Genomic DNA, 22,492 nt, shown 5'->3' on the forward strand with positions numbered 1-22,492 from the left:
GAAAATTCAACGACAACAGTCGACCACGAGACTAAGGATTGGAGGTAATCGATGGATGGGAATCCGTTTCTGAAGATTCAGCGCCTGGGACGCGCGCTGATGCTGCCGATTGCGGTGCTGCCGGTTGCCGGCCTGCTGCTGCGCCTCGGCCAACCCGATGTGTTCAACATCAAGATGATCGCCGACGCCGGCGGCGCGATTTTCGACAACCTGCCGCTGCTGTTCGCGATCGGCGTGGCGGTCGGGTTCGCGAAAGACAACAACGGCGTGGCGGGTCTCGCGGGCGCGATCGGTTATCTGATCGAAATGGCGGTGATGAAGGACATCAACGACAAGCTCAACATGGGCGTGTTGTCGGGGATCATCGCGGGGATTGTCGCGGGCTTGTTGTACAACAAGTACAAGGACATCAAGCTGCCCGATTACCTCGCGTTCTTCGGAGGGAAACGCTTCGTGCCGATTGTCACGGGGGTGGTCTGCCTCGTGCTCGGCATCGTGTTCGGGTACGTGTGGCAACCCGTGCAAGCTGTGATCGATACGGCCGGTCATTGGCTGACCACGGCGGGTGCGCTCGGCGCGTTCGTGTTCGGCGTGCTGAACCGTCTGCTGCTCGTCACGGGTCTGCATCACATTCTCAACTCGCTGACGTGGTTTGTGTTCGGCACGTTCACGCCGCCGGGCGGCGTTGCGGTGACGGGCGATCTGCATCGCTTCTTCGCGGGCGACCCGACGGCCGGAACGTTCATGACGGGCTTCTTCCCGGTCATGATGTTCGGTCTGCCGGCCGCGTGTCTGGCCATGTTCCATGAAGCGCCGAAGGAACGCCGTGCGATGGTTGGCGGCCTGCTGTTCTCGATGGCGCTCACCTCGTTCCTGACGGGCGTGACCGAGCCGATCGAATTCAGCTTCATGTTCCTCGCGCCGGTGCTGTATGTGATTCACGCGCTGTTGACCGGCTTGTCGCTCGCGATCTGCTCGGCGCTCGGCATTCACCTCGGCTTCACGTTCTCGGCTGGCGCGATCGACTATGTGCTGAACTATGGCCTGTCGACGAAGGGCTGGATGGCGATTCCGATCGGCATCGTGTATTCGGTCGTGTATTACGGGCTGTTCCGCTTCTTCATCCGCAAGTTCAACATGGCGACGCCAGGTCGCGAACCCGCTGCTGCTGACGAACAGGTCGGATCGTTCGAGGCCGGTGGTTTCGTTTCGCCGGTGGCGGGCGCTGCGGTGCCGCGTGCGCAGCGGTATATCGCTGCGTTGGGCGGTGCGGCGAATCTGTCGGTGGTGGATGCTTGCACGACGCGTCTGCGGTTGTCGGTGGTCGATTCGAACAAGGTCTCGGAAAACGATCTGAAGACGATCGGCGCGCGTGGCGTGTTGAAGCGCGGTTCGGGCAATGTGCAGGTGATCATCGGGCCGGAAGCGGACATCATCGCGGATGAAATTCGTACGGTAATCGCGCAGGGTGGTGGCGAGACGGTGAAGGCGGCGAGTGTTGCGCCTGCTGCTGCCGTTGCGCCGGTGGCTGCTGCGGCAACTGCAGGTGGGCAAGGTGGTCCGCTCGATCCGGATCCGCTGCGCTGGCTTGCCGTGTTCGGCGGCGCGGGCAACGTGGTGTCGCTGGATGCGGTTGCGGCGACGCGTTTGCGCGTGGTCGTGCGCGATCCGTCGGCGGTGGATCGTCAGCGGCTCGCTACGCTCGATACGGCGTGGATCTCGGCGGATACGTTCCATATCGTCGTCGGCGATTCGGCACAACGCTATGCGGCGGTGCTGGCGACGCGTATGTCGGCGAATGGCGGCAATGCTTCGCCTTTGCCCGCGTGATGGGGTGATCGTGTGACGGCGTCGTAACGGAGTGGGGCGGTTTCCGCCGTCTCCATTCAAGCGGCACGGCACGCAGCAACAAAAAAGCGGCACCTTGATTTTCTTCAAGGTGCCGCTTTCGCGTTAATCGACCGGCTTCATTGCCGCCGGCGCGCGTCGCTTCAGCGCGTTCTAGCTTTAGCTTCCACCGGCTTGCGCGACTCCAGCCACATCACATTGATGATGCCGAACGCCAACGCCACGCCGATCCCAAGCAGCCAACTGAAATACCACATCACAAACTCCTGTTAAAACGTACTGCCGGTCAATACATCGAATGCTGGTTTTCTTCGAGCGCGGCGGCAGTCACCTTGCCGCGCATCACGCGATACACCCAGCTGGTGTAAATCAGAATCAGCGGCAGGAAGATGACGACCGCCACCAGCATGATCTGCAGCGTCATGCGGCTCGACGTCGAATCCCACACGGTCAAGCTGCTGCGGCCGTCGAGCGACGAGGGCATGATGAACGGGAACATCGAAAAGCCCGCCGTCAGAATCACGCCGATAATCATCAACGCGGTCGACAGAAACGCGCTCTTCTCGAACCGCGAGCGTGCCAGCAACAAAGCCAGCACACCGCCCACCAGACCCGCCACCGGCGCGGCCACCATCCACGGATAATTCGCGTAGTTGGTGAGCCACAGCCCAGGCGCGCCGATCACGTTCTTCATCAGCGGATTGGCGACGGAATCGAGCGGCGGCGCGTCGATCACCTGATAGCCGCCGATCACCGTCGCGATCAGCACACCGGCGATCAGGAATAGCACCACGCCCACCAGCGAAGCAATCCGCAGCGCGAGCGAGGCCCGCTCGGCCACCACGCCGTCCGACTTCATCTTCACGAAGGCCGCGCCATGCGCCGCCAGCATCGACACGCTCACCAGCCCGCACAACACCGCGAACGGATTGAGCAGCGCGAAGAAGCCGCCGTGATAGGTGACGCGCAGGTCGGTATCGAACGCGAACGGCACGCCTTGCAGCAGGTTGCCGAACGCGACGCCGATCACCAGCGAAGGCACGAAGCCGCCGACGAACAGCGCCCAGTCCCAAGCGCTGCGCCAGCGCGGGTCTTCACGTTTGCTGCGGTAGTCGAAGCCGACCGGCCGGAAGAACAGCGAGAACAGCACCAGCAACATGGCGAAGTAGAAGCCCGAGAACGAGGCCGCGTACACCAGCGGCCAAGCCGCGAACATCGCGCCGCCGGCCGTGATGAACCACACCTGGTTGCCTTCCCACGTGGCACCGACCGTGTTCACGACAATGCGCCGCTCGGCATCGGTCTTTGCGATGAACGGCAGCAGAATCGCCGCGCCCATGTCGAAGCCGTCGGTGAGCGCGAAGCCGATCAGCAGCACGCCGATCAGCACCCACCAGATCAGTTTGAGGGTTGCGTAATCCATGATGATCTTTTCCCTTGATGCTCAGTGGCGGCGCATCAGGCGGCCGTGTTGGTCGGCAGCGGCTGATTCAGCGGCGGTTGCTGTTCGTGGTGGTAGCGGCCCGTATGCAGCGACGACGGTCCCAGGCGCGCGTACTTGAACATCAGCATGATTTCGATGATGAACAGAACCGTGTAGAACACCACGAAGCCGCCGATGCTCAGATACAGATCCGTCGGCGTCAGGCTCGACGCGGAGAGGCTGGTCGGCAGGATGCCGGCAATCGTCCACGGTTGACGGCCCACTTCAGCCACGATCCAGCCGAACTCGGCTGCGAGCCACGGCAACGGAATCGCCCACACCGCCCAGCGCAGGAACCAGCGGCGCTTTTCCAGCAGCAGCGAGCGTTGCGCGCAGAACCAGAACGCCGTCACGAAGGTCGCGAGGAACAGGATGCCGAGGCCCACCATCAGGCGGAACGAGAAGAACACGGGAGCGACCGGCGGAATCGTCTTCTTCGCCGCCTGGACGATCTGGTCCGGCGTGGCGTCGGTGACGTTCGCGGTGAACTGCTTGAGCATCAGGCCGTAGCCGAGGTCTTTCTTGTGCGCGTCGAAGGCGGCTTTGGCTTCGTCGGTAGCGTCGCCCTGTTTGAGCTTTTGCAGCGCGGCGTAGGCCAGCATGCCGTTCCTGATACGCACTTCGTTTTGCGCCATCAGGTCTTTCAGGCCGACCACGGGTTCATCGACCGAGCGGGTGGCGATCAGGCCGAGCGCGTAGGGAATCCGGATCGCGTAGTCCGTGCGCTCTTCCTTCTGATTCGGAATGCCGATGATCGTGAACGGCGCGGGCGCCGGCGCGGTTTCCCATTCGGATTCGATCGCGGCCAGTTTCACCTGCTGAACTTCACCCGTGCGGTAGCCGGACTCGTCGCCGAGCACGATCACGCACAGCGTCGACGCCAGACCGAAGCCGGCGGCAATCGCGAACGAACGCAGCGCGAATTCGGTGTCGCGGCGCTTGAGTAGATACCACGACGACACGCCGAGCACGAACATCGACGCGGTCACATAACCGGCCGACACGGTGTGCACGAACTTCACCTGCGCGACCGGGTTGAACAGCACGGAGAAGATGCTGTCGAGTTCCATCCGCATGGTCTGGTAGTTGAAGGTGGCGCCGACCGGATTGTTCATCCAGCCGTTGGCGACCAGAATCCACAGCGCGGACAGATTCGAGCCGAGCGCGACGAGGAACGTGACCATTACGTGCTGCACTTTCGAGAGCCGCTTCCAGCCGAAGAAGAACAGACCGACGAAGGTCGATTCCAAAAAGAACGCCATCAAGCCTTCAACGGCGAGCGGCACGCCGAAAATATCGCCGACGTAGTGCGAGTAGTACGACCAGTTGGTGCCGAACTGGAATTCCAGCGTGAGCCCGGTGGTCACGCCCATCGCGAAATTGATCCCGAAAAGCTTGCCCCAGAACTGGGTCATATCCTTGTAGATCTGCTTGCCGGTCATCACGTAGACGGATTCCATGATGACGAGCAGCCACGACAGGCCAAGCGTGAGCGGCACGAACAGAAAGTGATAAAGCGCCGTGATGGCGAACTGGAGGCGCGATAGTTCTACGACTTCGCTAACGGGCATGTGGATCACCTTGGGACGGATGGGAGGCCGGCACGGACAACAGCGCCTGCGCGACTTGTTCAGGCGGCAGCGACATATGCTCCGCCTGCGGATGATTGAAGAATGCGTATTTGAGCGCCATCAGCAGAGCGAATTTGATGGCGAGGACGATGGCGATGTCCCGCGCCAACGTCGGACCGCGCACCCAGCGGTCGAACCGTTTGCGCAGGTTCGAGCGGGGGCGGTGGTTGCGTTTGAGGGCTATGGTCATGATCGGTCGAAGGCGACTTCTCGCCGGTGAGTCCGGCTGGATCCAGGCCACGTGAGCGGTCTGGCGAGTGCATCCCGATTCTAGGAGCAGAACCCTGTGCGCATCATTTCAGCGCTGCGGCATTGGGTCGCGAAGCTCGCCCCGTTCGAACAGTATTGCTATCTGGTTTGTGATACGTCAAGAAAACGTATGCCGACTGGGCCAGGCCACGTATGGGCTGGGGCGCGGCGAACATCTTGCCGCGCGGACGAAAAAAAGCCCCGCCGTCTTGCGAGGGCGGGGCTTTACGGCCAGTTGGCGTTGGCCTGGCGGTGCGCTTCGTGGCGAAGGTTTCAGGCCTTACGCATATTCGGTCAGCGCGCCGCGCATCTTCTTCATGGCGCTGGCTTCGATCTGGCGAATCCGTTCCGCCGACACGCCGAACTCGTCGGCGAGTTCGTGCAGTGTCGAGCCGCCCGAACCGTCGTCTTCCACCTTCAGCCAGCGTGCCTCGATAATGCGGCGGCTGCGGGCGTCCAGCGCGTCCAGCGCGCTCGCGATACCGTCGCTTTGCAGCTTGTCGCGTTGGCGCGAAGCCAGCACGGCGGTCGGTTCGCTATGCGAGTCGGCCAGATAGGCGATCGGCGCGTACGCTTCTTCGCCGTCTTCGACCTGACCTTCGAGCGCGATATCGCCGCCCGACAAACGCGTTTCCATTTCGGAGACTTCTTCGCGCTTCACGTTCAGTTCTTTGGCCAGATCGTCGATCTGGTCCGGCGTGAACGCGCCCAGCCCCTGCTTGTGGCTACGCAGGTTGAAGAACAGCTTGCGTTGCGCCTTGGTGGTGGCGACCTTCACCATCCGCCAGTTGCGCAGAATGTATTCGTGGATCTCAGCCTTGATCCAGTGCATGGCGTACGACACGAGGCGCACGTTCTGCTCCGGGTCGAAGCGCTTCACGGCCTTCATCAGGCCGATATTGCCTTCCTGGATCAGGTCGGCGTGCGGCAGGCCGTAACCGAGGTAATTGCGCGCGATCGACACGACCAACCGCAAGTGCGACAGCACCATACGGCGCGCGGACTCGAGGTTGTCCTGCTCGCGAAATTCGGTGGCGAACTGGCGTTCTTCCGCCGGCGTCAGCATCGGAATCCGATTAACGGCCTGGATGTAGGCGTCGATATTGCCCAGTTGACCAGGCAGCAGCGAGGAATGCGAGAGCGCCAGTGCACCTGCCGAAGCGGCCTTAGCCGCCGACGGGCTCAGAGTACTCGGAAGGGTCATTGCATGGCTCACGTGGAAAACTCCTTTGGAATCAGACAAAAGCGTATTCAGGTAAACGACTCCAGCGTTGGATGTTAGCACTCTGATTTCCCGAGTGCTAATACTTAGAGGCCGTAGGGACATCCAAGTTCCGCAAATTCCTATTGAAATTTGGATTTCAATAGCCATGATACGCTTCCCGCGCAGCCATTGCTTGAGTCGTACAACTTACCTAACAATTTGCCTTCAGTCTTATAAGTGACCGATTTTTGCAGATTTTGAAGTGACTAATTGCGAAAACTTAGGTTTCTTCATACGATCCATCGATCCGACTTTCTCTTTAGAATAAGGGGACTGTTACAGATTCTTTAACGTTCGGCGGAGCTCGGGTGTTAGATGAACAATAAAAACGATGGATTGCGTGGTCTGGCGCTAAAAGCCGCATGTGCGGCCTTGTTGATGGGCGCTTCGGCGGCGGCTTCGGCCGACCAGTTCGGCATACAGGTCGCCGGCGGTGTCGGCGACCGGCACGTCAAGAAACTCGATCTCGGTTTCGTCTGGGATCCGAATCTGACCTGGTGGCAAATCGGCGACTGGCATTTCTCGCTGATCGGCGAAGCGCACGTGGCCTGGTGGCATACCAACGAAGGCAATGTGCACGACAACATCGGCGAAGTCGGTGTGACGCCGATCATCCGCTTCATCAAGGGGAGCGGGTCGCTGCGTCCGTACGCCGAACTAGGCGCGGGCATCCGGCTGCTGACGAGTCCACGGCTGTCCGAGAAGTTCACGCTCGGCACCGCTTTCCAGTTCGCCGACATGGCGGGCGTGGGGCTGCAGTTCGGCAGCCACCAGCAGTACCAGGCGGGCTACCGTTTCCAGCATGTTTCCAACGGTGGTATCAAAGAGCCGAATCCTGGTATAAATTTCCACCAGCTATATCTGCAATATAACTTCTGACGACCGTGGCCACGTCGGCTCACCGGTGCGAGGGGCTGAGCGATGGTGGCAAAGATGATCGAAGCGATTCGCGGGCTCGAGCGAGAGCGCTTTCGTGCAATGGTCGACGGTGACGGGCCGTCGCTCGACGCGCTGCTCGCAGACAACGTCAGCTATGTCCATACGAACGGCAAGCGGGAAACGAAGCGGCAGTTCATCGACGGGATTACCGCCGGGCGGCGGCGTTACCGGCAGATCGAGGTGCAGTCACAAGAGGTGCTGCCGGTGGGGCGCGAGACTTGCGTCGTGACCGGCCGAGCGTTGATCGAAATGGAGGCGAATAACGGCGCGCTGCTGTTTCCGATCGCCTACACGGCCATTCATACGCAAGAAGAGGGTCAATGGCGGTTGATCGCGTGGCAGGCGACCCGTTGTGCGATCGAGTGAGCCTTGCCGGTGACGCTATCGCTTCGCCGGTCTTCTTTCACCCGCATCGCCGCCACGCCCGCGTACGGATGCCGCTGATGCACCGGAAGCTGGTTGCAGCGCTCCACGACACGCCGCACCGCGGCGATATCCGAGAAATCCAGACCTGAGTCCACGCCTTGCGCGTCGAGATTCATCGCGAGGGTGACGAGATCCAGATTGCCGGTACGCTCGCCATTGCCGAACAGACATCCTTCGACGCGGTCCGCGCCCGCCATCAGCGCCAGTTCCGCCGCGGCCACGGCCGTGCCGCGATCGTTATGCGGATGCACCGACAGCACGATGCTGTCGCGATAGCCGAGATTGCGGTGCATCCATTCGATCTGATCGGCGAACACGTTCGGCGTCGCCGCCTCCACGCTCGCGGGCAGATTGACGATCATCTTGCGATCGCGCGTGGGCCGCCACGTTTGCGCGACGGCGTCGCACACCTCGCGGGAGAACGGCAGTTCCGCCGTGTTGAAGGTTTCGGGCGAGTACTGGAAGGTCCACTGCGTGTCCGGCCGCGCCTGCGCGTGCTCCTTGATGATGCGCGTGCCTTCCACGGCCAGCGCCTTGATCTCGGCCTTCGACTGGTTGAAGACGATGCGCCGGAACGACGGACAGATCGCGTTGTACAAATGGACGATGGCGCGCGGCGCGCCCGCGAGCGCGTCGAAGGTCCGCGCGATCAGTTCGGCGCGCGACGGCACGAACGCTTCGATGGTCACGTCGTCGGGAATGCGCTTTTCTTCGATCAGCTTGCGCACGAAATCGAAGTCGGTTTGCGAGGCCGACGGAAAGCCGACCTCGATCTCCTTGAAGCCGATCGCCACCAGCATCTCGAAGAATTCGAGCTTCTGCGTGGCGTTCATCGGTTCGATCAGTGCCTGGTTGCCGTCGCGCAGATCGGTGCTCATCCAGACCGGCGCGTGGTCGATCGTGCGGCTTGGCCATTTGCGGCCGGTCAGCCGAACAGTGGGGAAGGGACGGTATTTTTCAGCGGGATTGCGCAACATGTGGGGCCTCGTTCGTTGTGTCGTGTGCGAAAGGGTGTGGCGTCGAGCGGTTGGCGGACTGCCACGGGTGCACGGTCCGCCAGCCGGTGGCTAGCGGCACCAACGAACGTGCGCGAACGAACAGCGTCATGGCGACGACGAAAACGGACGTGGATGATGCCCATGCAACGCGCATATGACCCTCGCGCTTCGTCCGAACGGTAAACGGACGAATGCAAACGACTACAGGTTGTGAAGAACTCAGGTTTGGGGTGACGCGGGAACTGCGGGAACTGCCGGAGGACTGTGCCTGGCGCAACCCAGTGGGTGGCCAACGCGCAGCGCTACGTCTGACTTACGCTAGACGTAGCGATAGGGGCCGCGCTAGGCGGCCGAAGCTAATTCGGAGGGGGTTCGGAAGGGAACGCATCGGGCTAATTTAAGACAGCGCGCGGCAGTGTGTCAACTCTCGGCGTTTGCGTCTCGTCGGGCAAGCACCGCTTCGCGGGCCGCGCCGCCGAGCGCAGCGCCCATCAAACCGGCATTCTCGCGACGTCGACGATCAGCTCGACTTGCCGCTCGATCGCGCTCGGCACGGGCGCCTCGCCACGCAACACGGCGGCGATCCATGCCGCGGTGGTTGGTGCGTCTTTGGCCTCGGGCAAGTCGACCTCGGGCGCATCCGGCGACGAGCGCTCGTGCGGCACGCGCGTTTCGCAGACGCCGTCGTGCAGCCAGTCCACCTGCACTTGACGACGCGTGTCGGCCACCGCTTCGCCTTCGGTGCCGCGCGCCAGCAGCGCCCCGCCCTCGGCCGCATCGGGATGCGTGTTGAACAGTTGCGTGAGACTGTCCCGGTACGGCGGATGCGTGTAATTCACGAGGCGCAGCCCGGCCGGCGCGAACGGCTGCAGGATTTTCACCAGCGTGTGCGTCGAGTTACGCACGCCCATGCGCCGCCGCAGCGCGAGCAGGCGCGCGAGTTTCGGGGCGAGCACCTCGATCGGCGCGAACGCGAGACGCCGCTCGGCGAGACCGTCTTCGATATCGGCGTGTGCGCGCGCGTGAGGAATCTGCAGATGCGTGAAGATTTCCGCGCTGGTCACGCGGCCCGGATCTTCGGTGACGCCGTGCACCAGCACCGGCACGCCTTCACGCGCCAGCAATAGCGCGAGCAGCGGCACCAGGTTGGGTTGCTTGCGCGCGCCGTTGTAGCTGGGGATCGATACCGGCCGGAACTCACCGTGCGGCAGATGAACCGGCTCGAACGACGCATGTGCGCCGGCCAGCATGGCGGCGAGTTCATCGGCGGTTTCGCCCTTCACGCGGTAAGCGAGCAGCACCGCGCCGAGTTCGAGTTCGGCCACGCGGCCGTCCAGCATCGCGCTGTAGAGCGAGCGCGTGTCGTCGGCGGTCAGCGCGCGGGCGCCGTTCGGGCCACGGCCGATTTCCTTGATGAATCGGGCGCAAGGGAAGGGGGTAGCGGTGTCGGCGGAGTCGGTCATCGGGCGCGGGGACGGGGCGGCGCGCCGCCTCAAGCGGTTTGCCACGGTATTCAAAGGACTTCGTTCGGTGTGAGTATCGCATCTATGGCGCTTCGGCGAGACCGCGCGCCGGATTCGCCGCCGCCGCGCGTGCTTGCCCGACTGCCGCGCGTAGCGCTTTTCCGCGCGTTACACTCGATGCTTTAGCGTCGCTGCGGCCGTACACCGCAGCGGTACATATCAAGCAACGGAGAACGGGATGAGTTACGTATTTGCACCCGCACCGCAGGTCGCGGTGCCGGTCGTGGGATCCAGCGAGCAATTCGCGGTGCGTCGCATCTACTGTGTGGGCCGCAATTACGAGGCCCATGCGCGCGAGATGGGACACGATCCCGACCGCGAACCGCCGTTCTTCTTCACCAAGCCGGCCGATGCCGTGCTGTACGTCGCACCCGGCACGACCGGCGAGTTTCCGTACCCGCCGCTGTCAAAAAACGTCCACTTCGAAATGGAACTGGTGGCGGCGATCGGCCAGGGCGGCAAGAACATTCCGGCTGACAGCGCGCTCGATCACGTCTACGGCTATGCGCTCGGTCTCGACATGACGCGCCGCGATCTGCAAGCCGAGGCGAAAAAGCTGGGCCGTCCGTGGGATACCGCGAAGGGCTTCGACCACTCGGCGCCGTTGGGCCCGATTCATCCGGTGACGACGGTGGGCCATGTCGGCAAGGGCGCGATCTGGTTGTCGGTGAACGGCGAGGAAAAGCAAAGCTCGGACGTGTCGCAACTGATCTGGTCGGTGGCCGAGACGATTGCGTATCTGTCGACGCTGTTCGAACTGCAAACCGGCGACCTGATTTTTACCGGCACGCCGGAAGGTGTCGGCGCGGTGGTGCAGGGCGACCTGATGAAGGGCGGCGTGGACGGACTCGGCGAGTTCAGCGTGCGCGTGGTCTGAGGGCACGCCGGAGGAGACAGACAATATGAAGCTCTACAGCTACTTTCGCAGCTCGGCGTCGTACCGCGTGCGCATTGCACTGAACGTGAAGAACCTGCCATACGACTATGTGCCGGTGCACCTGGTCCGCGATGGCGGCGAGCAGTTGAAGCCCGATTATCGCAAGGTGAACCTGGACGGTATCGTGCCGACCTTTGTCGACGGCAACGAGGTGATGCCGCAGTCGCTCGCGATCATCGAGTATCTGGAGGAAACGCACCCGGAGCCGCCGCTGTTGCCCGGCACGCCGGCCGAGCGCGCGTACATACGCTCGGTGGCGTTGCAGGTGGCGTGCGAGATTCATCCGCTGAACAATTTGCGCGTGCTGAAGTATCTGAAGCACACGCTTTGCGTCGACGACGATGCGAAAGACGCGTGGTACAAGCATTGGATCGAAGCGGGCTTCGCGACGCTGGAAACGCATCTGGCCGGCGATCCGCGCACCGGCAAGCTGTGTTTCGGCGACACGCCGACGCTCGCGGACGCCTGTCTGATCCCGCAAGTGTTCAACGCGCAGCGCTTCAAGGTCGACACCGCGAAGTTTCCGACGATTCAACGCATCTACGATCGCGCGATGCAACTCGACGCGTTTGCCCGCGCGGCACCTGGCGCGCAACCGGACGCAGAGTGAGGTGATGGGTTGAAGGCAAAAAGGGCACTCCGCGGAGTGCCCTTTTTGCTTGTTGCCGGTGCTGCACGTTGCAGCGGGAATAGAACCCGCGCCGTCGTTCAACCGCCCAGCAATGCGTCCGAGAACTCTTCGGCGCTGAACGGCTGCAAATCCTCGACCTTTTCGCCGACGCCGATGAAATACACCGGAATCGGCCGTTGCCGTGCGATCGCGGCGAGAATGCCGCCTTTCGCCGTGCCGTCGAGCTTGGTGACGATCAGGCCGGTGAGGCCGAGCGCGTCGTCGAAGGCCTTCACTTGTGCGAGCGCGTTCTGGCCGGTGTTCGCGTCGATCACCAGCAGCACTTCGTGCGGTGCGCCGTCTTGCGCCTTGCCGATCACGCGCTTCACCTTGCGCAGCTCTTCCATTAGATGCAACTGGGTCGGCAGACGGCCGGCCGTGTCCGCCATCATGACGTCGATCTTGCGCGCTCGCGCGGCGCCGACCGCGTCGAAGATCACTGCCGCCGGGTCGCCGCTTTCCTGCGACACGACCGTGACATTGTTGCGCTGGCCCCAGATCGCCAACTGTTCGCGCGCGGCCGCGCGGAAGGTGTCGCCGGCGGCCAGCAGCACCGACTGGTCGAAACTCTGCAGATGCTTGGCGAGCTTGCCGATACTCGTGGTTTTGCCCGCGCCGTTCACGCCGGCGATCATCATGACGAGCGGCTGTGCTCGGCCGAGCATCAGCGACTTTTCGAGCGGCTTGAGCAGGTCGATCAGCAATGTGCGCAATGCCGCTTTGACCTGCTGCGGATCGGTGAGGCGCTCGGCGCGCACTTTTTCACGCAGCGATTCGAGCAGGAATTCGGTGGCGCCGACGCCCGCGTCGGACATCAGCAACGCGGTTTCGAGTTCTTCGTAGAGGTCGTCGTCGATCTTCGCGTTGACGAAAATGCCGGTCAGGCTGGAGCTCGTTTTCGAGAGGCCGGTTTTCAGGCGCGTCAGCCACGAGCGCTTGGCGCTCGCGTCCTGCGCCGGGGGCGGGACGATTTCGACGGTTTCCGGCGTTTCCGCGGCTTCGTATTCTTCCTCAAGCGTGGCTTCTTCCGGCTCCGGCTCGATTGGGGCGGCCACAGGCGCAGGGGCGGACGCGGCCGGAGCCACCGCCGGACGCGGCGCCGACGGCGCGACAGGCGCGGCCGGCGTGTCTACCGCGCGCTCGGGCGCCTGGTCTTCGGGCGCAATTTGCGACGCTTCTGGCGCGTTATCGGACTCTTTCGAACCCTTGAATCGTTTGAAAAAGCTGAACATGATCTGGCGTGGTGAGAGCGCGCGCCGATGCGCGCAGCCGGCACAAGACCGGTGGGAGCGGCAGGCAGCGTTGCGATGCGGGATGCAAGGCGCTGGAAGCCGCACATTTTATCAGGCGCGCCGCCGCCCGTCGTATCGGCCGAACGGCCAGGCTGGACGCGGAGCGCCCCTGTGGTAACGTTGGCGCTCCGGCCCTCTCGCATCGGCGTGGCGGGCGCCCCCATCAAGTCAATGAAACCGCATGCCCCGTTCTTCGTCTTCACGCGCTCACGGCGCTTCGTCCAAAGGCGGCAAGCCGCACGCCATCCGTATCATTGGCGGCGACTGGAAGCGCACCCCCTTGCCCGTGCTCGACCTCGACGGCCTGCGCCCCACGCCCGACCGCGTGCGCGAAACGCTCTTCAACTGGCTCGGCCAGGATCTGGAGGGTCAGCGCTGCCTCGATCTGTTCGCCGGCAGCGGCGCGCTGGGCTTCGAGGCGGCTTCGCGTGGCGCCGCGCGGGTTCTGATGGTGGAGCGCAATACGCGCGCCGCCGCCCAGTTGCGCGCGAATCAGGAACGCCTCGCGGCGCGCACGATCGAAATCGCCGAAGCGGACGGCCTGCGGCTTGCCGCAAGCCTTGCGCCCGGCTCGTTCGACGTGGTGTTTCTCGATCCTCCGTTCGACGCCGGTCTGCTCGACAAGGCGCTCACGCTTGCCGTGCCGTTGATCAGCGCTGAAGGTTTTCTATACGTGGAAGCGGGCGAAGCCCTCGAACTCGAGGGCAACGAGTTGTTAGCCGGCTGGGAAATCGTGCGGCAAGGGAAAGCGGGCGCTGTCCACTTTCATTTGCTGCAGCGCGAAAATAAGGAATAATGCGCGTTCCATAACAAGCGCCGGGCGGTTTGCCGTTACGCGCGCGGTCGGTGCCGAAGGCGTCGGATGGACGCTTTGACGTGCCCCTTTGTCTGAAGAGAGGAGAAGTCTCATGGTAGTCGCCGTGTACCCGGGCACTTTCGACCCGCTGACTCGCGGTCACGAAGACCTCGTGCGGCGCGCGTCGAGCATTTTCGACACGCTGGTGGTGGGCGTTGCCGACAGCCGCAACAAGAAGCCATTCTTCACGCTGGAGGAGCGCCTCGATATCGCTCACGAAGTGCTTGGGCACTACCCGAACGTTCAGGTGATGAGCTTCAAGGGCCTGCTGAAGGACTTCGTGCGCAGCAATAACGCACGGGTGATCGTGCGTGGGCTGCGCGCCGTCTCGGACTTCGAATACGAGTTTCAGATGGCTGGCATGAACCGCTATCTGCTGCCCGACGTCGAAACCATGTTCATGACGCCGTCCGATCAGTATCAGTTCATCTCCGGCACCATCGTGCGTGAAATCGCGCAATTGGGCGGCGATGTCAGCAAATTCGTGTTCCCGTCGGTCGAAAAATGGCTGAAAGAGAAGGTCGCCGCGCTGGATACCAGCGGCGAGGCCTCGGCGGGACAACCGTAACCGGCGTAAACTGTCGGTTTGACGGATCAAAGCCGGCTGCGGCCGGCGCGAAGTGAGAGAAGTATGGCCTTGATGATTACCGACGAGTGCATCAATTGCGACGTGTGCGAGCCCGAGTGCCCGAACGACGCGATTTCGATGGGCCCGGAAATCTATGTGATCGACCCGAAGAAATGCACCGAGTGTGTCGGTCATTTCGACGAGCCGCAGTGTATTCAGGTGTGTCCGGTGGAGTGCATTCCGCGCGATCCCGAGCATCTGGAAACGCCGGATGGGTTGATGGCGAAGTACCACGCGCTGGTGGCGGCGAAAGAGGCGTGAGCGCCTTGAGTTGACGCGGTGCGCGGATGGATGAGCGGCGAGGCTTGGGCCTCGCCGTTTGCTTTTGCGGTGATGCTTGCGCTATGCGATTTCGTTTTGCGGGACGAGTTGCGAGTCATGCATGATGTGCGGCGTGCTGCGCGTGACGTGTTACGGCCAGAGCATTGATCCGCGCGCGTCCTGTTTTGCGCGCGCCGTTACCCGATGTAAGCGCCGAAGATATCGCGCAGCGCGCTCAACAGAATCTCGCATTCGGCGTCGGTGCCCACCGAGATCCGCAGATGCTGGTCGATTCGCGGCGCCTTGAAATGGCGCACGAAAATCTCCCTTTCCCTGAGCCGCAACACAAGCGTGGCGGCGTCGTAACCCTCGTGGCGCGCGAATAGCAGATTCGCCGCCGACGGCACTACCTCGAAACCCAGCGCCGTCAGTCCCGCGGCCAGCCGCTCGCGACTCGCGATCACCTTGGCGCAATGGTCGCGAAACCACGCGTCGTCTTCGTAGGCCGCAGTGGCGGCGACTTGTGCCAACCGGTCGAGCGGATAGGAGTTGAAGCTGTCCTTCACGCGGTTAAGCGCGTCGATCAGCGTCGGATGACCGAACGCAAAGCCGACGCGCATGCCGGCAAGCGATCGCGACTTCGACACGGTCTGAACGACGAGCAGATTCGGATAACGGTCGAGCAGCGCGATCGCCGACTCCGCGCCGAAATCCACGTAGGCCTCGTCGATCACCACGACGGAATCCGCATTTCGCGCAACCAGGCGTTCGATATCGGCGAGCGGCAACGGACGGCCTGTCGGTGCGTTCGGATTCGGCAGCAGGACGCCGCCGTTCGGCATCGCGTAATGGTCGACGTGAATGGCAAAGCTGTCGTCGAGCGGAATGGTTTGGTAGTCGACGTCGAACAGCCGCGCGTAGGTCGGATAAAAGCTGTACGTGATATCCGGGAACAGCAGGGGTTTGTCGTGCTTCAACAGCGCCTGGAACGCGAGCGCGAGCACTTCGTCCGAGCCGTTACCCACGAAGATCTGGTCGGCGCGAATGCCGTGATACGCGGCCACCGTTTCGCGCAGCTTGAGCGCCGTCGGATCCGGATAACGCCGCAGAGACTCGCCGGCCTCGCCCAGTTCCCGGCGGATCGCCTCGACCACGCGCGGCGATGGTGGATAGGGATTCTCGTTGGTATTCAGCTTTACCGGATGCGCGGCCACGGGCTGTTCGCCCGGCACATACGGCGTCAGGCGGTGAACGACGTCACTCCAATAGTGGCTCAAGCGATTCTCCTATCGAGGGCGATGCGGCGTGAAACCCCGCGGCGAGCGGGGCGAGACGATTCGGCTATGGCAGGCCAGCTCAAAGATCGATCACGGATTCCGATGCAACTGCGTCATCGCCCGTTCCAGCTCGCCCTTGATGATCTGCGGCATGACAGCGAGCGCGCGTTCGACCGAGGCATCGATGACGTCCTGCTCCTCACGCCGCGGCGGCTTCAGCACGTAATTGGCGACATCCGGCTTGGCGCCGGCACGCGCGCTTTCGGGAATCAGGTCACGCGGATGCCCGATGCCGATCCGCAGCCGCCAATACTGCTGCGAGGACAAATGTGCGGTGATGTCTTTCAGACCGTTATGGCCGCCGCTGCCGCCGCCCAGCTTCAGCTTGACGCTGCCGGGCGGCATGTCGAGTTCGTCGTGCGCGACCAGAATCTCGTCGGGCAGAATTTTGAAGAACTGCGCCACCGCTACAACCGATTGACCCGAGCGGTTCATATACGTCTGCGGTTCCAGCAAATGCACTTCCTCACCGTGCAGTCGCGCCTTCGCATAGAAACCGTGGAAGCGCCGCTCGTCGCGCAGCGTCGTGCCTGCTTCGCGCGCCAATTGATCGACCAGCCAGAAGCCGGCGTTGTGGCGCGTCGCGGTGTATTCGGCGCCCGGATTGCCGAGCCCGACGATCAGCTTGATCATGATTGCGTAGGTCCGTCTGGCCCGGTGGCTGAACGCCGCCGTGCCGAAAAAAAGCGAAAAAAAACCCGCCGGGGCGAACCTCGGCGGGTCACGTCGACCGTTTCATTGAAACGGATCGAGAGGATTACTTGTTCTTTGCCTGAGGTGCCCTTAAGCAGCCGGCGTTTCGCCTTCAGCAGCAGCGGCAGCGTCGCCTTCAGCGATTGCGCCCGCCGGGATCGTTGCAGCAGCGACCACCGGGTTTTCTGCTTCGACGTGAGCAACCAGCGACACACCTGCCGGCAGCTTGATGTCTTTAGCGTGAACGGAGTGACCTGCTTCGATCGTTGCCAGATCAACTTCGAGGAATTCCGGCAGTGCCGACGGCAGGCACTCGATTTCCAGTTCATTGACGACGTGCGAGATCACCGCGCTCGACAGCTTGACTGCCGGGTTCGATTCCTGGTTCATGAAGTGCAGCGGCACTTTGGTGTGCAGCTTCTTCTTCGCGTCGACGCGTTGGAAGTCCACGTGCAGCACGAGCTGACGGAACGGGTGGTATTGCACGTCGCGCAGCAGAACCTGTTGCGACTTGCCGGCCACTTCCAATTCGAGGATCGACGAGTGGAAAACTTCTTTCTTCAGCGCGTGCCACAGTGCGTTGTGGTCCAGTTCGACCAATTGCGTTTCAGCACCAGCGCCATATACGATACCCGGGGTCTTACCCGCGATACGCAGGCGGCGGCTCGCACCCGTACCTTGCAAAGAACGCTCGAAAGCGACTACTTTCATGTTGAATCTCCAATGCACTGCCCGCGACCAGGCAGTAAAAACAGGGCCTCCAAGCCGTTATGGCTGAGGCCCCAGAGCTGCGGCACAAACCTTCGTTCGTTCATGCCGATTGTGCAAAAGCGCCGCGGGCCGCCTGACGCGGCGCGCGGCGCCTTCGCAAATACTTAACTTTCAGCGAACAGTGACATGACCGAGTCGCCGCGGCGAATCCGCGAGAACGTTTCGGCCAGCAAACCGGCGCTGGTCAGCGAACGGATCTTTGCGCACGAGCGGGCTTCTTCGCCGAGCGGGATCGTGTCCGTGACAACGAGTTCGTCGAGTGCGGAAGCGGCGATACGCTCGCCCGCACCGCCCGACAGAACCGGGTGGGTAGCGTAAGCGAACACCTGCTTCGCACCGCGCTCCTTCAACACCTGAGCTGCCTTGCAGAGCGTGCCGGCGGTGTCGACCATGTCGTCCATGATCACGCAGGTACGGCCTTCGACTTCACCGATGATGTTCATCACTTCGGCGATATTCGCTTTCGGGCGACGTTTGTCGATGATAGCGAGATCGCAATTCAGTTGCTTTGCCAACGCCCGGGCACGCACCACGCCGCCGACGTCTGGCGAAACGACCAGCAGGTTCTCGTAGTTCTGCTTGCGCAGATCGCCGAGCAGCACGGGCGTAGCGTAGATATTGTCGACCGGGATGTCGAAGAAACCTTGAATCTGGTCAGCGTGCAGATCCATCGTGATGATCCGCTCGACGCCGGCGATTTCCAGCATGTTCGCCACGATTTTCGCCGAGATGGCGACGCGCGCCGAACGCGGGCGACGATCTTGACGGGCATAACCGAAGTAGGGGATAGCTGCGGTGATCCGGCCTGCGGATGCGCGCTTGAGCGCATCGACCATGATCATCAGTTCCATCAGATTGTCGTTCGCCGGTGCGCATGTGGACTGCAGGACGAATACATCCTTGCCACGCACGTTTTCCTGAATCTCGACCTGGATTTCACCGTCCGAGAAACGGCTAACCATTGCTTTGCCGAGGGGAATACCGAGGATTTTGACGACTTCCTGTGCAAGCGCGGGATTTGCGTTGCCAGTAAAAACCATCAGGCCGTCATGGCTGCTCATCGTGCACCTACTTCAGGCTGGGGGCGAGGGAAATGCGAGAATTTTTGGCAGGGGAGGAAGGAGTCGAACCTTCGAATGCCGGAATCAAAATCCGGTGCCTTAACCAACTTGGCGACTCCCCTACACTAACTTTGAGCCTCACCGAACGTGGAGTTTCGTTCGACGACGCAAAACTATGACGCGAAAGTAAAGAGTGGATGTTGCTCTAGACTGGCGGCCACTGCGCTGTTCCATTCGCTGGGCAAAGTGGCTTGCACCGCCTCTGCCTCAACTCTACTACGGAACGCTGCAAAGACACTTGCACCTGATCCAGACATCCGCGCTGGCGCGACGTTTTCAAACCATCGCAGCACTTGCGCTACTTCCGCGTACTTCCCTACGACAACCTGCTGCATGTCATTCCGGCCAAAACTTTCCGGCCATTCAGTGTTGCAGCTAAGTTCTGCAGGAAAGTCCGTAATTATGAGAGGTTTCGAATCTCTTGTCAACGCTTTTTCGGAAAAAATCGCTGCAGTGGGAACCTGAACTCTCGGCGTCACTACTAGGAAATGGCGCGGCGGCAATTGTACAACGTCTAATGCTTCTCCGACACCCTCTGCAAACGCATTTTTTCCAAAAACAAAGAAAGGCACGTCCGCGCCGAGTTTCAGCGCCAGTTTCTGCAGTTCCAGGCGCGGCAGATCGAGCTTCCACAGACGATTCAGCGCAAGCAGCGTGGTCGCTGCGTCGGAGCTGCCGCCGCCGAGGCCCGCGCCCATCGGCAGGCGTTTTTCGATTTCGATGTCGACACCTTCGCCCGAGCCGGTATGCGCCTTTAATAGCGTCGCGGCGCGCACCGTGAGGTCGTGTTCCGCCGGTACGTCGGCGATTTCGGTGCTGCGCGTGATTAGCCCGTCGTCGCGGCGCTTGAAGTGCAGCGTGTCGCCCCAGTCGAGCAACTGGAAAACCGTTTGCAGCGTGTGATAGCCATCCGGCCGACGGCCCGTGATGTGCAGGAAGAGGTTGAGTTTCGCGGGCGCGAGGCAATCGCGCAGCGAATCGATGGTTTCAATCATGAGTCATTCGAGGCTACGTGCGCCATGGTGGCGCTAAAAAGCAAGGCCGCGCGACGACATGGGTCGACGCGCGGCGCGAGTCGACGCGTTACTGATCCAGCACGAGCTTGATGTCGAGCGGCGGTTCCGAACGGCTGAGGTTCAGGCGCTTGACGCCAGTGGCTGGGGCATCGGCATACGCGAGGTAGTCGATCGTCCAGCCGTCTTGTGTAATCTGCTTCAGACGCGACGGCTGGTCCGGATCCTTCTCGGTCCTGGCACGCGAAGTCGGCGCAGGCGACGGCTGCAGCCAGTAACGCAAACCTTCGACCGGCAGCGCGAAGCCGAGCGCGTTCTGCATCAACGTGGAGACGTTATCCGCGGTGAGCGGCTGTTTGTTCGGCAGTTCGAGCGTGGCCGAGGCCGGCGACGACGTCACCACCGCCAGCGTCTGGCCAAGCGGATTGCGTAACTGCAGAGTCACGGTGTCACCCGTTTCCTGCCAGACGAAGTTGCCGTACGCATTGCGCTGCTGGCCGTTCTGATCGTTGTACTGGATCGCGAACCGGCCTTGATATGCGCGGCTGGTCTGCGCGGTCACCGAGGTCGCGGCATTCGACGTGGACGGCCCTTTGGGCGTAACCGACGCACAGCCGGTCAACGCGACAGCCGTCGCCGCTGCGAATCCGAGCACCGCGCCACGCGGCGCCCGGGTAAAGGAAAGCAAACGGGAAAGACGCATCAAAGATCGTTCACCTGAAGACGTTGGAGCGTTTTGACCAGCGTGTCGTTGTCCGGTTCGAGCTTGCGGGCATCGCGGAAGGCCGCGCGTGCCTGGTCCTGCGCGCCGGTTTTCCACAACACTTCGCCGAGATGCGCGCCGATTTCGGCGTTCGGCTGGATGTCGTACGCCTTGCGCAGCAGCTTGATCGCGTCCGACGTATCGCCCATGCGATATTTGACCCAGCCGACGCTGTCCATGATGAACGCGTCGTTAGGCGCCAGCGACGAAGCCTTCTCGACGAGCTTGTCCGCTTCCGCGAGACGTTGGCCACGATCGGCCAATGAATATCCGAGTGCGTTGTACGCCTGGGGATTGTCCGGCTGCGTCTGGATCAGCTTGCGCAGCTGCGCTTCCATGACATCGTAATGGCCGGTTTTTTCGGCGGCCATGGCGTAGTCGTAGGTCAGATCGGGATCGTCGGGGAAATTCGCCGTGGCTTGCTGCAGGCGCGATTCCGCTTCCGGGTAGCGCTTCGCGTCGAACAGGATCGCCGCGTCGGTGCGAGCGATCAGTGCCTGGTCACGCGGATCCTGCGCCGGCAAAGTGGCCAGCAGCTTGCGCGCGTCGTCGGTCTTGCCTTGCTTGGCGAGCAACTGGGCGCGCGTGATCTGCGCCGGAATGTATTGCTGGCTTTGCGGCGAAATCTTGTTCAACCAGTCGCCCGCGGCGGCCTCGTTTTTCTGCTCGAGCGACAACTGCGCCAGATAGATATACGCTTGCCCCGGATCGGCGCCCGGCGTTTTCTCGGCCTGCTGCGCGTATTGCGTCAGATACGTTTGGGCCTCGGTGAAATTCTTCTGCTGAATCTTGATCAACGCGAGCGCCATGAGCGGCGTGAGATCTTTCGCGTCGTTCTTGTGCATGGTCTCGAACTGCCTCTGCGCGTCGTCCAGACGGTCGCTCGCAAGGTACATCTGCGCGAGCGCGAGACGCGCGTCATGCGATTTCGGATTTTGCTGCACGTACTTTTCGAGCGACGCAATGCCTTCCTTGCGCTCTTCCGGGCCCATTTGCGACAGCATCAACGCGGCCGGCAGGTAATCCGGCTTGAGCGTGAGCGCCTGTTCGAGCGACTTGCGCGCGCCCGGCGCGTCGTCAGCCTGAATCTGCTGACGTGCGATAGCCAGTTGCGCTTCCGGCCGGTCCATGTCGTTCTTCAACAGATCCTGCAGCACGTGCAGGCCACCAACGCGATTCGGTCCGCGCGAGAGCAGCAACTGCAACGCCAGGATCGCGCTGCCGCGATTTTCGGCCGTCACCTTGGTGAGTTCCCGGGCGAGAATCGGCTCGGCGTCGTCAGGCTTGCCGGACAACACGAGCAACGACGCGTCGAGTTGCGCGGCGCGTTCCGAACTCGGCGCATACTGCTGCCACAACTGTGCGGCGGCCAATGCGTCCGACGGGCTTTGCGCGGCCAACGCGATTTCGGTAGCGCGCTGCGCCATGCGCGGATCGTGCGTGTCGCGCGCGAGCGCGAGATAGGTCTGGTAAGCGGGCGCCGGCTGGTCGCGTTGCAACGCGACTTCGGCGGCGAGCACCTGGAATACGATCTGACTTGTCAGCGGTACGTTCGGCAACGACTTTTGGTCTTCCGCCGACGCGGGCCCAAGCGGGTCCGGCAGGGTGACCGACGTGTCGTCCGAGTCCGGGGATGGGTCCTGCGCGTGCGCGGGCACGGCGGCCAGCGCCCAGACCGCGAGCGCGGCGGCACCGAGCATCCGGCGGGCGGACACGGCGTGCGGCACGCGGGATGCGCTAGCCGGGCGCTTCGAAAACAGCTTCACGAAGGACAAGTTCATGGAAATCC

Annotated in this window: 22 protein-coding genes, 1 tRNA gene and 1 pseudogene; 8 read left to right on the plus strand and 16 right to left on the minus strand. The window is 62.3% G+C overall.

Annotation, left to right across the window (positions count from 1 at the left end):
• The first annotated feature begins 51 nt into the window (after window positions 1-51).
• Entirely contained in the window at window positions 52-1,830 is a 1,779-nt protein-coding gene (nagE, locus tag B0G83_RS29210; protein WP_105510866.1) for an N-acetylglucosamine-specific PTS transporter subunit IIBC, read from the plus strand.
• A 161-nt stretch (window positions 1,831-1,991) separates the two neighbouring features.
• On the opposite strand, the gene cydX is transcribed toward nagE, so the two are convergent.
• From cydX to rpoH, 5 genes are all read right to left on the minus strand, one after another.
• Complete coding sequence (gene cydX / locus B0G83_RS29215) at window positions 1,992-2,105, minus strand: cytochrome bd-I oxidase subunit CydX (protein WP_105510867.1); 114 nt, start codon at window positions 2,103-2,105, stop codon at window positions 1,992-1,994.
• A gap of 29 nt (window positions 2,106-2,134) precedes the next feature.
• Window positions 2,135-3,271, minus strand: coding sequence for a cytochrome d ubiquinol oxidase subunit II (cydB, locus tag B0G83_RS29220; protein ID WP_105510868.1), 1,137 nt, complete (start codon window positions 3,269-3,271; stop codon window positions 2,135-2,137).
• Between the two features lie 35 nt (window positions 3,272-3,306).
• Window positions 3,307-4,902, minus strand: a complete 1,596-nt coding sequence (locus tag B0G83_RS29225) for a cytochrome ubiquinol oxidase subunit I (RefSeq protein WP_105510869.1) — start codon at window positions 4,900-4,902, stop codon at window positions 3,307-3,309.
• On the minus strand, window positions 4,892-5,152 hold the full coding sequence (gene cydP / locus B0G83_RS29230) for a cytochrome oxidase putative small subunit CydP (protein WP_105510870.1): 261 nt from the start codon (window positions 5,150-5,152) through the stop codon (window positions 4,892-4,894). The genes B0G83_RS29225 and cydP overlap by 11 nt, the downstream gene beginning before the upstream one ends.
• Window positions 5,153-5,491: 339 nt before the next feature.
• Window positions 5,492-6,427 (minus strand): RNA polymerase sigma factor RpoH, encoded by a 936-nt coding sequence (rpoH, locus tag B0G83_RS29235; protein WP_035553615.1) that lies wholly within the window; start codon window positions 6,425-6,427, stop codon window positions 5,492-5,494.
• Window positions 6,428-6,790: 363 nt separating this feature from the next.
• Between rpoH and B0G83_RS29240 the strand changes: the two genes are divergently transcribed.
• Window positions 6,791-7,354, plus strand: a complete 564-nt coding sequence (locus B0G83_RS29240) for an acyloxyacyl hydrolase (protein WP_105510871.1) — start codon at window positions 6,791-6,793, stop codon at window positions 7,352-7,354.
• Between the two features lie 42 nt (window positions 7,355-7,396).
• Window positions 7,397-7,780 (plus strand): nuclear transport factor 2 family protein, encoded by a 384-nt coding sequence (locus B0G83_RS29245; protein ID WP_105510872.1) that lies wholly within the window; start codon window positions 7,397-7,399, stop codon window positions 7,778-7,780.
• Between the two features lie 56 nt (window positions 7,781-7,836).
• Here B0G83_RS29245 and B0G83_RS29250 read toward each other — a convergent pair.
• Window positions 7,837-8,817 (minus strand): annotated as a pseudogene (locus B0G83_RS29250) (2-isopropylmalate synthase); the annotation flags it as partial.
• A 512-nt stretch (window positions 8,818-9,329) separates the two neighbouring features.
• Entirely contained in the window at window positions 9,330-10,301 is a 972-nt protein-coding gene (ybiB, locus tag B0G83_RS29255; RefSeq protein WP_105510873.1) for a DNA-binding protein YbiB, read from the minus strand.
• A 238-nt stretch (window positions 10,302-10,539) separates the two neighbouring features.
• Between ybiB and B0G83_RS29260 the strand changes: the two genes are divergently transcribed.
• Together B0G83_RS29260 and maiA are read left to right on the plus strand one after the other, a co-directional pair.
• Entirely contained in the window at window positions 10,540-11,238 is a 699-nt protein-coding gene (locus tag B0G83_RS29260) for a fumarylacetoacetate hydrolase family protein (RefSeq protein ID WP_105510874.1), read from the plus strand.
• Window positions 11,239-11,263: 25 nt separating this feature from the next.
• Window positions 11,264-11,908, plus strand: a complete 645-nt coding sequence (gene maiA, locus B0G83_RS29265; protein WP_105510875.1) for a maleylacetoacetate isomerase — start codon at window positions 11,264-11,266, stop codon at window positions 11,906-11,908.
• A gap of 98 nt (window positions 11,909-12,006) precedes the next feature.
• On the opposite strand, the gene ftsY is transcribed toward maiA, so the two are convergent.
• Window positions 12,007-13,200 carry a signal recognition particle-docking protein FtsY gene (gene ftsY / locus B0G83_RS29270; protein ID WP_105510876.1) on the minus strand — a complete coding sequence of 398 codons (1,194 nt, stop codon included), beginning with the start codon at window positions 13,198-13,200 and terminating at the stop codon, window positions 12,007-12,009.
• A gap of 241 nt (window positions 13,201-13,441) precedes the next feature.
• On the opposite strand from ftsY, the gene rsmD reads away from it, so the two are divergent.
• The 3 genes from rsmD to B0G83_RS29285 all read left to right on the plus strand — a co-directional run bounded on the left by rsmD (window position 13,442) and on the right by B0G83_RS29285 (window position 15,005).
• Window positions 13,442-14,056, plus strand: coding sequence for a 16S rRNA (guanine(966)-N(2))-methyltransferase RsmD (rsmD, locus tag B0G83_RS29275; protein ID WP_105510877.1), 615 nt, complete (start codon window positions 13,442-13,444; stop codon window positions 14,054-14,056).
• Window positions 14,057-14,168: 112 nt separating this feature from the next.
• Complete coding sequence (gene coaD / locus B0G83_RS29280; RefSeq protein ID WP_035553596.1) at window positions 14,169-14,684, plus strand: pantetheine-phosphate adenylyltransferase; 516 nt, start codon at window positions 14,169-14,171, stop codon at window positions 14,682-14,684.
• A 63-nt stretch (window positions 14,685-14,747) separates the two neighbouring features.
• The gene (locus B0G83_RS29285) at window positions 14,748-15,005 is read left to right on the plus strand and encodes a YfhL family 4Fe-4S dicluster ferredoxin (protein WP_035553594.1); all 258 of its coding nucleotides are present in this window, start codon (window positions 14,748-14,750) and stop codon (window positions 15,003-15,005) included.
• A gap of 197 nt (window positions 15,006-15,202) precedes the next feature.
• Here B0G83_RS29285 and hisC read toward each other — a convergent pair whose 3' ends face one another.
• The 8 genes from hisC to B0G83_RS29325 all read right to left on the minus strand — a co-directional run bounded on the left by hisC (window position 15,203) and on the right by B0G83_RS29325 (window position 22,484).
• A complete protein-coding gene (hisC, locus tag B0G83_RS29290) occupies window positions 15,203-16,282 on the minus strand; it encodes a histidinol-phosphate transaminase (protein WP_105510878.1) in 1,080 nt (359 codons plus the stop codon).
• Window positions 16,283-16,372: 90 nt separating this feature from the next.
• The gene (gene pth, locus B0G83_RS29295; protein WP_035553589.1) at window positions 16,373-16,975 is read right to left on the minus strand and encodes an aminoacyl-tRNA hydrolase; all 603 of its coding nucleotides are present in this window, start codon (window positions 16,973-16,975) and stop codon (window positions 16,373-16,375) included.
• A gap of 150 nt (window positions 16,976-17,125) precedes the next feature.
• On the minus strand, window positions 17,126-17,746 hold the full coding sequence (locus B0G83_RS29300; RefSeq protein WP_105510879.1) for a 50S ribosomal protein L25/general stress protein Ctc: 621 nt from the start codon (window positions 17,744-17,746) through the stop codon (window positions 17,126-17,128).
• 164 nt (window positions 17,747-17,910) lie between these two features.
• Window positions 17,911-18,867, minus strand: a complete 957-nt coding sequence (locus B0G83_RS29305; protein ID WP_035553584.1) for a ribose-phosphate pyrophosphokinase — start codon at window positions 18,865-18,867, stop codon at window positions 17,911-17,913.
• Between the two features lie 45 nt (window positions 18,868-18,912).
• A tRNA-Gln gene (locus tag B0G83_RS29310) sits at window positions 18,913-18,989 on the minus strand.
• A 51-nt stretch (window positions 18,990-19,040) separates the two neighbouring features.
• Entirely contained in the window at window positions 19,041-19,922 is an 882-nt protein-coding gene (gene ispE, locus B0G83_RS29315; RefSeq protein WP_105510880.1) for a 4-(cytidine 5'-diphospho)-2-C-methyl-D-erythritol kinase, read from the minus strand.
• Window positions 19,923-20,010: 88 nt separating this feature from the next.
• Window positions 20,011-20,643, minus strand: coding sequence for a lipoprotein insertase outer membrane protein LolB (gene lolB, locus B0G83_RS29320; protein ID WP_105510881.1), 633 nt, complete (start codon window positions 20,641-20,643; stop codon window positions 20,011-20,013).
• On the minus strand, window positions 20,643-22,484 hold the full coding sequence (locus tag B0G83_RS29325; RefSeq protein ID WP_105510882.1) for a tetratricopeptide repeat protein: 1,842 nt from the start codon (window positions 22,482-22,484) through the stop codon (window positions 20,643-20,645). The genes lolB and B0G83_RS29325 overlap by 1 nt, the downstream gene beginning before the upstream one ends.
• Between the last annotated feature and the right edge of the window lie 8 nt (window positions 22,485-22,492).

This window comes from Paraburkholderia sp. BL21I4N1, assembly GCF_002973525.1.
In the GTDB taxonomy this organism is placed as follows: Bacteria; Pseudomonadota; Gammaproteobacteria; order Burkholderiales; family Burkholderiaceae; genus Paraburkholderia.

Bases quoted from the DNA above. Each gene is read 5' to 3' on its own strand.
- cydP (WP_105510870.1), bottom strand. From the start codon at position 5,152: ATGACCATAGCCCTCAAACGCAACCACCGCCCCCGCTCGAACCTGCGC.
- B0G83_RS29305 (WP_035553584.1), bottom strand. From the start codon at position 18,867: ATGAGCAGCCATGACGGCCTGATGGTTTTTACTGGCAACGCAAATCCC.
- coaD (WP_035553596.1), top strand. From the start codon at position 14,169: ATGGTAGTCGCCGTGTACCCGGGCACTTTCGACCCGCTGACTCGCGGT.
- B0G83_RS29245 (WP_105510872.1), top strand. From the start codon at position 7,397: ATGGTGGCAAAGATGATCGAAGCGATTCGCGGGCTCGAGCGAGAGCGC.
- pth (WP_035553589.1), bottom strand. From the start codon at position 16,975: ATGATCAAGCTGATCGTCGGGCTCGGCAATCCGGGCGCCGAATACACC.
- cydX (WP_105510867.1), bottom strand. From the start codon at position 2,105: ATGTGGTATTTCAGTTGGCTGCTTGGGATCGGCGTGGCGTTGGCGTTC.
- B0G83_RS29225 (WP_105510869.1), bottom strand. From the start codon at position 4,902: ATGCCCGTTAGCGAAGTCGTAGAACTATCGCGCCTCCAGTTCGCCATC.
- maiA (WP_105510875.1), top strand. From the start codon at position 11,264: ATGAAGCTCTACAGCTACTTTCGCAGCTCGGCGTCGTACCGCGTGCGC.
- ybiB (WP_105510873.1), bottom strand. From the start codon at position 10,301: ATGACCGACTCCGCCGACACCGCTACCCCCTTCCCTTGCGCCCGATTC.
- B0G83_RS29285 (WP_035553594.1), top strand. From the start codon at position 14,748: ATGGCCTTGATGATTACCGACGAGTGCATCAATTGCGACGTGTGCGAG.
- nagE (WP_105510866.1), top strand. From the start codon at position 52: ATGGATGGGAATCCGTTTCTGAAGATTCAGCGCCTGGGACGCGCGCTG.
- B0G83_RS29260 (WP_105510874.1), top strand. From the start codon at position 10,540: ATGAGTTACGTATTTGCACCCGCACCGCAGGTCGCGGTGCCGGTCGTG.
- rsmD (WP_105510877.1), top strand. From the start codon at position 13,442: ATGCCCCGTTCTTCGTCTTCACGCGCTCACGGCGCTTCGTCCAAAGGC.
- B0G83_RS29325 (WP_105510882.1), bottom strand. From the start codon at position 22,484: ATGAACTTGTCCTTCGTGAAGCTGTTTTCGAAGCGCCCGGCTAGCGCA.
- B0G83_RS29240 (WP_105510871.1), top strand. From the start codon at position 6,791: ATGAACAATAAAAACGATGGATTGCGTGGTCTGGCGCTAAAAGCCGCA.
- cydB (WP_105510868.1), bottom strand. From the start codon at position 3,271: ATGGATTACGCAACCCTCAAACTGATCTGGTGGGTGCTGATCGGCGTG.
- ftsY (WP_105510876.1), bottom strand. From the start codon at position 13,200: ATGTTCAGCTTTTTCAAACGATTCAAGGGTTCGAAAGAGTCCGATAAC.
- B0G83_RS29300 (WP_105510879.1), bottom strand. From the start codon at position 17,746: ATGAAAGTAGTCGCTTTCGAGCGTTCTTTGCAAGGTACGGGTGCGAGC.
- ispE (WP_105510880.1), bottom strand. From the start codon at position 19,922: ATGATTGAAACCATCGATTCGCTGCGCGATTGCCTCGCGCCCGCGAAA.
- lolB (WP_105510881.1), bottom strand. From the start codon at position 20,643: ATGCGTCTTTCCCGTTTGCTTTCCTTTACCCGGGCGCCGCGTGGCGCG.